The sequence below is a fragment of the Micromonospora sp. WMMD812 genome, assembly GCF_027497215.1.
GTDB lineage: Bacteria > Actinomycetota > Actinomycetes > Mycobacteriales > Micromonosporaceae > Micromonospora.
Genome location: NZ_CP114904.1, coordinates 2,761,180 through 2,772,671 on the forward strand (window position 1 = coordinate 2,761,180; position 11,492 = coordinate 2,772,671).

Sequence of the window (11,492 nt, forward strand, 5' to 3'; positions counted from 1 at the left end):
GGCGTCCTCAGCGCCCTCACAGCCGACACCGGGCAGGATGTCACCAGGAGGTGCCGTCATGTCCGTCCTGAACACCCGTCCCGTCCTGCGCTGGCTGGTGCCCGTGGCCGCCGCCGCCACCGTGATCGGTGGCGGGGCCGCGATCGGCACGTTCGCCGCCGAGGCCGAGCCGAGCCTGCCGCCGCGCACGGCCGCCCAGCTCCTTGTCGACCTGCAGACGTCCCAGCTGGAGGGCCTGTCCGGCACCGTCGTGCAGCGGGCCGACCTGGGCCTGCCGCCGATCGCCGGCCTGGTCGGCGGCGGCAACGACCTGACCGCCCTGGTGACCGGCACGCACACCCTGCGGGTCTGGTACTCCGGGCCGGACCGGCAGCGGGTCGCGCTGCTGGACACGCTCGGCGAGAAGGACGTGATCCGCAACGGCCGCGACGTGTGGACCTGGGACAGCCGGAGCAACGCGGCCACCCACCACACGCTGGGCGCCGACGCGGCCGGGAAGCCGGGCGCCCACGACAGCGACGCGGCGGCGCCGGTCACGCCACAGGAGGCCGCCGACAAGGCGCTCGCGGCGATCGACCCGACCACCGCGGTCAGCGTGGGCCGGGCCGCCACGGTCGCCGGGCGGGACGCGTACGAGCTGGTGCTGGAGCCGCGCGACAAGGCCTCGCTGGTGCACCAGCTGCGGATCGCCATCGACGCCCGCGAGCACGTGCCGCTGCGGTTCGAGGTCTTCGCCACCGGCAGCGACCAGCCGGCGTTCGAGGTGGCGTTCACCCAGGTCACCCTGAGCCGGCCGGACGCCGACCAGTTCTCCTTCAACCCGCCGCCCGGGGCGACGGTGAAGGAGGAGACGGCCGACCGACCCGCCGGGCCGACCCGCCAGCCGACGACGGCGGAGCAGCCGCAGTTGCGTACGGTCGGGACCGGCTGGACCACCGTGCTGGTGGCCCGGACCGACGCCGCCGGCGCGAAGGACGGCGCGAAGGGCGCCACCGGGGCGACCGGCCCGGCCGGCGGCGAGTTCGCCGGAGCGCTGGGGTCGCTTCCGGCGGTCCGCGGTGACTGGGGCAGCGGTCGGCTGCTGACCGGCAAGTTGTTCAGCGTTCTGCTCACCGACGACGGCCGGGTGCTGGCCGGCGCGGTGACCCCGGAGCGGCTCTACGAGGTGGCGCGCGGCTGACCACGGCCGGCCGATCCACCGGAATCGTGCGGCGCTGCCGGCGTACCTCGCCGGCAGCGCCGTTCGCCGTCCGGCACCGTTCTGCCTGATCGCCGACCCCGGGCTGGCACTCATCCGGTGGCGGCGCGGGCCGTGAGAAGGTCGAGGACGAGAGCCAGCGGCGACCAGCCCGCCCGGCCCCGGCGGGTGACCGCGTACGAGCGCAGGCGCACCTCCGGCCCGCTGAGCGGGACCAGGCGGACGCCCGGCAGGGTCGGCTGGTCGGCCGGCAGCAGTCCCACGCCCAGCCCGGCGACGATCATGTCCTGGACGAGTTCCAGGCTGTCCGCCCGATGCTCGACGCGGGGCACGAAGTCGGCCATCGCGGCCACGGCGCGCACCACCACCTCGTCGGCGGTGTTGCGGGAGTTGACGATCCAGTCGTCGGCCGCGAACCGGCGGAAGACCTCGGGGGACGTACCGGTGACCGGCGGGGCGCCGGCCGGCACACCCAGGCCCCAGGATGCGGACCAGAGCGGGGTGGCCTCGACGGTGTGGTCGGCGGGCGCCGGGGCGAGGTGGTAGTCGTAGGTGAGCGCCAGGTCCACCTCGTCCGCCGTGAGCAGGGCGTGCGCCTCGGCCGGCTCATGCTCGTGGATGCGCAGCCGGACCGCCGGGTGGCGGACCGCGAGGTCGGCGGCGACCGGCAGCAGCGACCGGCGTACGGCGGTGGCGAAGCCGGCGACGCGGACGGTGCCGGCCGGTTCGGCGTGCGGGTCGAGGTCCAGCCGGGCGGCGTCGACGGCGGCGAGGATCGTCACCGCGTGTCGGGCGAGCCGCCGTCCCGCGGGGGTGAGCCGGACCCGCCGCCCGGCCGGCTCGATCAGCTCGACCCCGACCTCGCGGGCCAGCACGGCGAGCTGCTGGGACACCGTGGAGGTGGTCACTCCCAGCTCGTCGGCGACCTCCCGCATCGAGCCCAGCCGGGCCAACTCGCGCAACAACCGGAGCCGCCGCAGGTCCATCCCCGCATTGTTCACCCTCGTCGAACGAACCGTCCAGCAACGGCACGTGGACGTGAACGGTTGGTAGCGGGTCTACTGGGCCCGTGACTCCCACCCGCGCCGGTTCGGCCATGGCCCTGGCCTCGATGATGCTCGTGCAGCTCGGGTTGGCCGCCTCGGTCGGCCTCTTCGACGAGGTCGGTCCCGAGGGCGCCGCCTGGCTCCGGCTGGCCTGGGCGGGGGTCCTGCTCGCGGTCCTGGTCCGCCCGCGCCCCTCCGCGTTCACCCGCTCCGCGCTCTCCGCCTGCCTGGCGCTGGGCGTGGTGACCGCCGGGATCACCATCCTGTTCATGGCCGCCGTGGCCCGGCTGCCGCTGGGCACGGCCAGCGCGCTCGAGTTCCTCGGCCCGCTCGGGGTCGCGGTGGCACGGGGGCGGGGCGGCACGAAGCTCTGGCCGGTGCTCGCCGGTGCCGGGGTGCTGCTGCTCACCGAGCCGTGGCGGGGCGGGGCCGACCCGCTGGGCGTGGCGTACGCGCTGGCCGCCGGCGCCTGCTGGGCGGCGTACATCCTGCTCACCCAGCGGGTCGGCGACGAGGTCTCCGGGCTGCGCGGTCTGGCCGTCTCCATGCCGGTGGCCGCCCTGGTGGCCACCGTGGTCGTCGGCCCGTCGGTCATCACCGACCTCAGTTGGGGGGTGCTGCTCGCCGGCCTGGGTCTGGCGGTGCTGCTGCCGGTGATCCCGTTCGCCCTGGAGTTGCTCGCCCTGCGCCGGCTGACCACCGCCGCCTTCGGCACGTTGATGAGCCTGGAGCCGGCGATCGCCGTGCTCGTGGGCCTGGTCGCGCTGCGCCAAGTGCCGGGCGTCGCGCCACTGCTGGGCGTCGTGTTCGTGGTGGTGGCCGGTATCGGCGCGGAGCGTACCGGCGGGCGGACGGAGTCGGCCGAGCCGGCCCGGACCGAGCCGGCGCCGGCCGGCACCGCCTGAGACCAGCCGGCCGCGACCTCGTCGGCGGCGCCGCGCCAACCGGACCCGGCGCGCGGGTCGGTCAGTTCGGCGGGGACCAGCCGAGACGACGGCGGCGGCGCTCCGAGACGACGGCGGCTACACCGGCCCGGCCTGCGCGGCGAGGAAGGCGTCGTCGAGTCGGACCCGCCGCCGCGCCGCGACGCGCCCGCCGGGCTTGGTCCGGCCCGCGCCGACGCGCTATCTTTCACCGTTCAGGCACAAAAAAGAACGGCTCTGAAAGCCGTTCCTAGGACGAATTCTAATGCTTAGGGAGACGGCTTGTCAAGGCACTCCGGAGTTACCGGCGAATTGCCGCACGACGACGAGATCGGCCACGAGCAGGAGTACGTCTCCATGCTCTACCACCGGCTTGACGGGCTGCGTGACCAGGCCGCCCGCCGGCTCACCGACGAGCTACGGGCGACCGGCGGGACGCTGCAGGCCCGCTCCCAGCGGGACAGTTCGGTGCGCATGTACGCCGACCAGGTCGAGCAGTTCTCCGCGGTGGAGAACGGGCTCTGCTTCGGCCGGCTCGACGGCGACGACGGGGCCCGGCACTACATCGGCCGGATCGGCATCTTCGACACCACCGGCGACTACGACCCGCTGCTGATGGACTGGCGCGCGCCGGCGGCCCGCCCGTTCTACCTGGCCACCGCCGCCAACCCGCAGGGCGTACGGCGCCGCCGGCACCTGCGGACCCGGCAGCGGAAGGTGACCGGCCTCAACGACGAGGTGCTGGACATCGCCACCGCCTCCCCCACCGCCCACGAGGAGCTGACCGGCGAGGCGTCGCTGCTCGCCGCGCTGAACGCCGGCCGGACCGGCCGCATGCGCGACATCGTCGAGACCATCCAGGCCGAGCAGGACCAGATCATCCGCGCCGACCTGCCCGGAGTGCTGGTGGTCCAGGGCGGCCCCGGCACCGGCAAGACGGCGGTGGCGCTGCACCGCGCCGCGTACCTGCTCTACACCCACCGGCGGGAGCTCTCCACCCGGGGCGTGCTGCTGGTCGGCCCGAACGCGACGTTCCTGCGCTACATCTCGCAGGTGCTTCCGGCGCTCGCCGAGACCGGCGTGCTGCTGCGCACCCAGGCCGACCTCTTCCCCGGCGTGCAAGCCCGCCGGACCGAGCCGGCCGAGGTCGCCGCGCTGAAGGGCCGGGCCGTGATGGTCGACGTGCTGGCCTCGGCGGTGCGCGACCGGCAGTGGGTGCCGGACGAGCCGATGGAGATCGAGATCGAGCGGGAGGTGCTCACTCTCGACCCCGAGATCGTCCGGGCCGCCCGGGACCGGGCCCGCCGGTCGGGCCGGCCGCACAACCTGGCCCGCGCGCTGTTCGACATCGAGGTCGTGCACGCGCTCGCCGACCAGGTGGCCGAGCGCATCGGCGCGGACCCGCTCGGCGGGGAGAACCTGCTCGACGAGGCCGACCTCGCCGAGATCCGCCGCGAACTGCGCGACGAGCCGGAGCTGCGGGCCGCGCTGGACCAGCTCTGGCCGGTGCTCACCCCGCAGCGGCTGCTCGCCGACCTGTACGCCGACGCCGACCGGATCGCGACCGCGGCGGCCGTGCTGACGCCGGCCGAGCGGGCCCTGTTGCACCGCGAACCGGGCGGCTGGACGCCGGCCGACGTGCCCCTGCTGGACGAGGCCGCCGAGCTGCTGGGCGAGGACGAGCGCACCGCGGCGGCCCGCCGCGAGCGAATCCGGACCCTGCAACGGGAGTACGCCGAGGGCGTGCTGGAGATCGCCCGCGGTTCCCGGTCGATCGACGTCGAGGACGAGGCCGACGGCGGCGAGATCCTGGGCGTCACCGATCTGATCGACGCCGACCGGCTCCTGGAACGGCAGGAGGAGTCGGACCGGCTGACCACCGCCCAGCGGGCGGCGGCCGACCGGAGCTGGGCGTTCGGCCACGTCATCGTGGACGAGGCACAGGAGCTGTCGCCGATGGCCTGGCGGCTGCTCATGCGCCGCTGCCCCAGCCGCTCGATGACCATCGTCGGGGACGTCGCGCAGACCGGCGCGCTCGCCGGCACGCCGTCCTGGCGGGAGGCGCTGGAGCCGTACGTGGCGGACCGGTGGCGGCTGACCGAGCTGACCGTGAGCTACCGCACCCCGGCCGAGATCATGGCGGTCGCCGCCGACCTGCTCACCGAGATCGACCCGACACTGCGGCCGCCCCGTTCCGTACGGGAGAGCGGCTGTCCCCCGTGGGACCGCGCGGTGGGCGCGGGCCGGCTGACGGCGGAACTGGTCGACGCCGCGACGCGGGAGGCGTCCAGCCTGGACGACGGCCGGCTCGGGGTCATCGTCCCGGCCGGGCTGGTGGACGACCTCGGCGTGGCGCTCACCGGGGCGCTGCCGGAGGCCACGGTCGGCGAGCACCCGGAGCTGGAGAGCCGGGTGGTCGTGCTGACGGTGGCGCAGGCCAAGGGGCTGGAGTTCGACTCGGTGCTGGTGGTCGACCCGGACCGGATCGTGGCAGAGTCGCCGCGCGGACGCAGCGACCTCTACGTCGCCCTTACCCGCGCGACCCAACGCCTCGGCGTCCTGCGCCCCACGTCGGCGTAGGAATGGCGTAGGCGCGCGAGATCCATACCACCGCGGCCCGGGCTGACCGGAGCCGCCCACCCCTCGACTGTCCAGTGTGGAGTGCGAGCATGGCCGCATGGACATCTACGAGGACGCCCGCGCCGTGTCACGCGCCGACCTGGCCGCCTGGCTGCGCCAGCTGGCCAACCAGCTGGAGTCGGACGGAAAGATCTTCTACGGGGCCGCGGGTGCGGTCGCGGTCGCGGACCAGGTGACGTGCGAGCTGGAGATCGAGCGCGACGGCGACGCGGAGATCTCGGTCGAGATCGAGTTCTCCTGGACCGAGTCCGCGCCGCCGGCACCGGCGGCGCCGACCTCATCGACGGTGTCCACCTCGTCGGCGTCCTCCTCGGCGGTGCCGGCCGAGGAGGACGCCGTCGGTGGCGAGGCCGCCGGCGACAAGTAGGCACGACCGCACGGTGCCCGGCGGATCCCCGCCGGGCACCGTGCCAAGCCCTCCACCGTCAGCGGGACGGATCGGTCTCGGTGGTGAAGTTGCCGACCTGGCTGGCCGCGCTGGACTGGTCGCTGGTGCTGCCGGCCGCCGGGGTGCTCATACCGCCGGTGGTGGCGTCACCGGTCGTGGTCGGCGCCACCTTGCCGCGGTGCCGCTCGGGCTGGCGGGCCACCCGGCGCGCGCTGGCCGGGCCGGCGGTGCCGCCGGTCGTGGTCACCGCACCCTGCCCGCCGACGGGACCGCCGTCGCGGAGGACGGTCGGGTCGACCTGGACGTGCGCCGGGTCACCCGGGTCCTCCTCCTGGATCACCCGCTCCACGTCGGTCTGCGGCACCGTCACCTCGTCGATCGCGCCCTTGCCGTAGATCCCGCCGGCGATCCGGTCCTCGGCCCGCCGGGCGGCTTCCTGTCGCAGATCGTCCTCACGCACGTCACACCACCTCGCAGAAACGTCGGTCTCTCTGCGTGCCCGCCCCCGGCCACGCCAAACACCCGCCGTCCGGCCGCCGGCTCCGGACCGGGCAGACACCGTCCGCCCCGGTTCATCCGTACGTCTCCCGCCGGCAGCCTCCCCGCCGTACCCACTACGCATGCTGTCCGGCGGACCGGCGGGACTGGCCCGCCGGAGGAGGAGTGACAGCGTGCGCACAGTACGCCGAATCGCGGTCGCGGCCCTGGCGGCGACGACCGTGACGACCGGGCTCACGGCGCCCGCAGTGGCGAAGCCGCGTCCGGACCGGACATTCGATCTCCAGGCCCACCGTGGCGGCCTCGGGCTGCGGGTGGAGAACACCCTGGCCTCGTTCGGCAACGCACTCCAACTCGGGGTGAGCACGCTCGAACTGGACGTGCAGATCACCGAGGACAAGCAGGCCGTGGTCACCCACGACCGGAAGATCAGCGGCGCCAAGTGCACCGACACCGCCCCGGTGACGCCCGGTGACCCCGAGTTCCCGTACGTCGGGAAGTACATCAACACGCTCACCCTGGCCCAGGTGCGCACCCTCGACTGCGGGTCGAAGACGCTGTCGGACAAGCCCGGCCAGCTCGCCGTGCCGGGGGCCCGGATGCCGCTGCTGCGCGAGGTCTTCGCGCTGGTCAAGCGCTACCGGGCGGACGACGTGAAGCTCAACGTGGAGACCAAGGTGGAGGCCGGCGCGCCGACCGAGACCGCGCCGCGGGAGCAGTTCGTGCAGGTCACCGCGGCCGAGGTCCGCGCCGCCGGGCTGCTCAAGCAGGTCACGATCCAGAGCTTCGACTGGGGCGCGCTGATGCGGATGCGCCAGGTCGAGCCGCGCCTGCCGCTGGTCGCCCTGACCAACTACGACTTCCTCCAGACCGGACAGCCGGGGGCGTCGCCGTGGCTGGGCGGGCTGGACATCGACACCTTCGGCGGCGACCCGATCCGGGCCATCCGCAGCTTCGGCGCCGACGCGTTCTCGCCGGTGCACGGCTTCCCGCAGAACGGCAAAATCACCGACCCCGACTACAAGCCGTACGTGACCCGCGAGATGGTCGCGCACGCGCACCGCTACGGCATCAAGGTGATCCCGTGGACGGTGGACGACGTGCCGACCATGGCGAAGCTGATCGACGACGGTGTGGACGGCATCATCACCGACTACCCGGACCGGCTGCGTGACCTGCTGGCGCAGCGGGGCTACCGGCTGCCCAAGGGCCACGCGTCGCCGTTCGACATCCAGGCGCACCGCGGCGGCCGGGCGACCCGGCCGGAGAACACCCTGCCCGCGTTCGCCAACGCCCTGCAGAACAAGGCCATCTCCACCCTGGAGCTGGACACCGGCGTGACCCAGGACGGCAAGCTGGTCGTGCTGCACGACCGGGCGATCAACGGCTCGCACTGCGTCGACACCGCCCCGGCCCGCCCCGGTGACCCGGAGTTCCCGTACGTGGGCAAGCTGGTGCGCGACCTGACCCTCGCGCAGATCAAGACGATCGACTGCGGCACGAAGACCCTGCCGGAGCTGCCGGCGCAGGTGCCCGCCCCGGGCGCCCGGATCCCCACCCTGGACGAGGTCTTCGCGCTGGTGAAGGCGAGCGGCCGCACCGACGTCCGGATGAACATCGAGACGAAGATCAGCCCGGTCGTCAACGACACCGAGCCGTACCGCAGCTTCACCCGCAAGCTCGTCACCGCGATCGAGCGGGCCGGCCTCACCAGCCGGGCCACCATCCAGTCCTTCGACTGGCGGACCATCACGTACGCCCGCGAGCTCAACAAGCGGATCGAGACGGTCGCGCTGGTCTGGCAGTACGGCCCGGCCGAGTGCGCCACCCTCGCCGACGAGTGCTCGCTCCAGGCGGTGTACGGCGACCGCTCGGTGAAGAGCCCGTGGACCGCCGGGCTGGACTGGTGGAAGTACCAGGACCTGGGCAAGCTGACCCGGGCCGCCGGTGCCGCCACGGTGTCCGCCAACTGGCAGGTGCACGACCCGGCGCAGGGCACGGTCGCCTCGCCTGACTGGTACCTGCGGGAGAACCCGGCGTACTTCCACGGACCGGACGTCCGGACCCTCCAGAGCCGGTACGGGCTGAAGGTGATCCCGTACACCGTCGACGACGCCGGGGTGATGCAGCGGGTGATCGACCTCGGTGTCGACGGCATCATCACCGACGACCCGGACCTGCTGATCGGCGTCGCCATCCGCAACGGCCTGCGCTGACCCACGCGTACCCCGCCGGTGGCGCCCTCGCGGAGGGCGCCACCGGCGGCGTCGTTTCCGGGCCGGGCAGCCGTCCGGAGCGCGGATTCCGGCCGCCGGGTGGCGTTACCTTCTCTTGGGCGTCGGGTAGTCGACGGGCGTCCCCGCCACAGAAGCGAAACCGTGCCGTGGCCGAGAAGCGGTAGCGGGGCGAGGGAATGCAGGTACGACTCATCGCATCCTGAGGAGGACAAGATGAGCACGCAGGCTGCATCCACCAGGCCGATGAACCGGCCGGCCGCCGAGATCCAGAACCGGCAGTCGATGCAGGAGACTCCCACCCGTCCCATGCCGATGGTGGGCGACGGACACCGGGAGCCCATGCCGGCGCAGACCGGCACCGAGACCAAGCAGGCGTTCCTGACGACGGAGTTCTACATCTACGCCGTCGCGGTCGCGGCCGTCGTGGTCGCCGCCTTCTGGGGCGGTGCGGCCACCAACGGGCTGAACATCAACAACCCGGTCCAGTCCTGGTGGATCATCGCCGCGCTGACCGCCGCATACCTGGTCAGCCGAGGCCTGTCGAAGGCCGGCTCGCCGAAGCGCTCGCTGAGCGAGCGGCGTATGGGCCGGCGCTGACGCGTCGGACGACCGGCGGCCTCCGGGAGGACTCCCGGAGGCCGCCGTCGTGTCCGGCCCGCCGAACCGGCGGAGCCGGTCACCGCGGCTCCACCGTGCGGCGGAGCCGCGTCACTCGTCGAAGCCGAAGTCCTCGCCGAGGTCGCCCTCGAAGGCGTCCTCGATCAGCTCGCCGGCGAGCATGCCGCCGGCCACGCCGAGCGCCCCGGCCGCGACCATGCCGCCGATGCCGCTGCCCCGGCCGTGCCCGTGCCCGTGACCGCCGTGACCGAAGCCGGCGCGCAGGGTGCCGTAGCGGGAGGTGGTCTCCCGCAGCCAGCCGTCGACCACCTGCATCCAGTCGACCCGGTCGGCGTCGGCGTGCGACACCTGGTAGCGGCCGAAGGCGTCGTGCCCGGGGCTGAGGAAACCGCCGCGCTTGTCGCACTCCAGCACCACGTCGACGCCGCGCTGGCTGGTCACGAAGGTCAGCTCGACCTCGCCGACGGTCTGCGCGTACTGCGGCGCGGCGAAGAACTCGATCTCCTGGTAGAACGGCAGCGTCTGCTGCACGCCGTGGATCCGGCCGCGCTCCAGGTCGGCGTGCTTGAAGCGGAAGCCGAGCCGCTGGAACGCGTCCAGGATCCGCTCGTGCACGGGCAGCGGGTGCACCGCCACCTGGTCCAGATCGCTCTTGTCCACCGCCCGGGCCACCGCCAGCTCGGTGCGCAGGCCCATCGTCATCCCGCGCAGCCGCTGGCCGTAGACGTCGGTGATCGGCGTCTCCCACGGCACCGGCAGCTGGAACGGGATCGCCAGCTGCTGCTTCGGGGCGAGCTGCAACGGACCGCTGACCACCATGCGGTGGAATTCCATGATGCCGGCGTACTCGGTGTCGTGCCCCTCGATCTCGACCCGGGTGACGAGGCTCAGCACCACCTGCTCGATGTTCGCCGGCGCGTCCCCGCCGAGCAGGTTGACCTGCCCGTCGAGGGCCAGGCCGGGCCGCGTGTTCGGGTTGGTCAGCACCGTGTCCACGCTGGGGCCGCCCACACCGAACGCGCTCATCATCTTCTTGAAGACCATCGGAACTCCCGTGCGACCGCCGACGGCTCCACCGTGGAGCCGGAGGTTGACTCGACCGCACCCTATCCGTCGGCCCTGTGAGGTCCCTGTGAAGCGGGCCGGCGGGTCTACCGCGCGTCGACCACGACCAGCTCGCCGACCTGCTCGCCGACCGCGGTACGCGCCTCGGCCGGCAGCCCCGAGTCGGTCACCAGCAGATCGGCCGCCTCCAGCGGGGCGATGGTGGCGATGCCGATGGTCTCCCACTTGGTGTGGTCGGCGAGCACCACCAGCCGGCGGGCGGAGCCGATGAGGCAGCGGTTCACCCCCGCCTCGAGCAGGTTCGGGGTGGTGAACCCGGTGCGCGGGCTCATCCCGTGCACCCCGAGGAACAACAGGTCGACGTTGAGCGAGCTGATCGCCGCCTCGGCGACCGGACCGGTCAGCGCGTCGGACGGGGTGCGGATGCCGCCGGTCAGCACCACCGTCTGGTCGGCGCGGGGATCCTGGTAGAGGGCGTCGGCCACCGGGACCGAGTTGGTGACCACGGTGAGGCCGCGTACCTCGGAGAGCAGCCGGGCCAGCGCGGCGGTGGTCGTGCCGGCGGAGAGCGCGATGGCCATGCCCGGCTCGACCAGCGCGGCCGCGCGTTCCGCGATGGCCCGCTTCTCGGCCTGCTGCCGGATCGACTTCGCGGCGAACCCCGGCTCGTCGGCCGAACCGGGGCCGGCGAGCGTCGCGCCGCCGTGCACCTTGTCCACCAGGCCGCGCTCGGCCAGCACCTCCAGGTCCCGCCGGATGGTCATGTCCGACACGCCGAACCGGCTGACCAGGTGGCTCACCCGGACGCCGCCGCGCTGCCGGATCAGATCGAGGATGGCGCTCTGCCGCTGCTGGGCCAACATCTGGTCGACCTCCTTC

10 protein-coding genes are annotated in these 11,492 nt (G+C 73.5%); 6 read left to right on the forward strand and 4 right to left on the reverse strand.

Going from position 1 to position 11,492, the window contains the following annotated elements; genetic code table 11:
• Positions 1–58 precede the first annotated feature (58 nt).
• Positions 59–1,180, forward strand: coding sequence for a sigma-E factor regulatory protein RseB domain-containing protein (locus O7603_RS12610; RefSeq protein ID WP_281575898.1), 1,122 nt, complete (start codon positions 59–61; stop codon positions 1,178–1,180).
• A gap of 110 nt (positions 1,181–1,290) precedes the next feature.
• Here O7603_RS12610 and O7603_RS12615 read toward each other — a convergent pair whose 3' ends face one another.
• Positions 1,291–2,184, reverse strand: a complete 894-nt coding sequence (locus tag O7603_RS12615) for a LysR family transcriptional regulator (RefSeq protein WP_281575899.1) — start codon at positions 2,182–2,184, stop codon at positions 1,291–1,293.
• 83 nt (positions 2,185–2,267) lie between these two features.
• Between O7603_RS12615 and O7603_RS12620 the strand changes: the two genes are divergently transcribed.
• The 3 genes from O7603_RS12620 to O7603_RS12630 all read left to right on the forward strand — a co-directional run bounded on the left by O7603_RS12620 (position 2,268) and on the right by O7603_RS12630 (position 6,174).
• A complete protein-coding gene (locus tag O7603_RS12620; RefSeq protein WP_281575900.1) occupies positions 2,268–3,149 on the forward strand; it encodes an EamA family transporter in 882 nt (293 codons plus the stop codon).
• Positions 3,150–3,449: 300 nt separating this feature from the next.
• A complete protein-coding gene (locus tag O7603_RS12625; RefSeq protein WP_281575901.1) occupies positions 3,450–5,747 on the forward strand; it encodes an ATP-binding domain-containing protein in 2,298 nt (765 codons plus the stop codon).
• Positions 5,748–5,844: 97 nt separating this feature from the next.
• The gene (locus O7603_RS12630; RefSeq protein WP_281575902.1) at positions 5,845–6,174 is read left to right on the forward strand and encodes an amphi-Trp domain-containing protein; all 330 of its coding nucleotides are present in this window, start codon (positions 5,845–5,847) and stop codon (positions 6,172–6,174) included.
• Between the two features lie 58 nt (positions 6,175–6,232).
• Here the strand turns inward: O7603_RS12630 and O7603_RS12635 are convergent, their stop codons facing one another.
• Complete coding sequence (locus O7603_RS12635; protein ID WP_281575903.1) at positions 6,233–6,655, reverse strand: hypothetical protein; 423 nt, start codon at positions 6,653–6,655, stop codon at positions 6,233–6,235.
• Positions 6,656–6,866: 211 nt separating this feature from the next.
• Between O7603_RS12635 and O7603_RS12640 the strand changes: the two genes are divergently transcribed.
• Both O7603_RS12640 and O7603_RS12645 read left to right on the forward strand, forming a co-directional pair.
• The gene (locus O7603_RS12640) at positions 6,867–8,909 is read left to right on the forward strand and encodes a glycerophosphodiester phosphodiesterase family protein (RefSeq protein ID WP_281575904.1); all 2,043 of its coding nucleotides are present in this window, start codon (positions 6,867–6,869) and stop codon (positions 8,907–8,909) included.
• Positions 8,910–9,143: 234 nt separating this feature from the next.
• Complete coding sequence (locus tag O7603_RS12645; RefSeq protein ID WP_281575905.1) at positions 9,144–9,527, forward strand: hypothetical protein; 384 nt, start codon at positions 9,144–9,146, stop codon at positions 9,525–9,527.
• A 111-nt stretch (positions 9,528–9,638) separates the two neighbouring features.
• On the opposite strand, the gene O7603_RS12650 is transcribed toward O7603_RS12645, so the two are convergent.
• Positions 9,639–10,592 (reverse strand): sporulation protein, encoded by a 954-nt coding sequence (locus O7603_RS12650; RefSeq protein WP_281575906.1) that lies wholly within the window; start codon positions 10,590–10,592, stop codon positions 9,639–9,641.
• A gap of 107 nt (positions 10,593–10,699) precedes the next feature.
• A complete protein-coding gene (locus O7603_RS12655) occupies positions 10,700–11,476 on the reverse strand; it encodes a DeoR/GlpR family DNA-binding transcription regulator (RefSeq protein ID WP_281575907.1) in 777 nt (258 codons plus the stop codon).
• Positions 11,477–11,492: the final 16 nt, after the last annotated feature.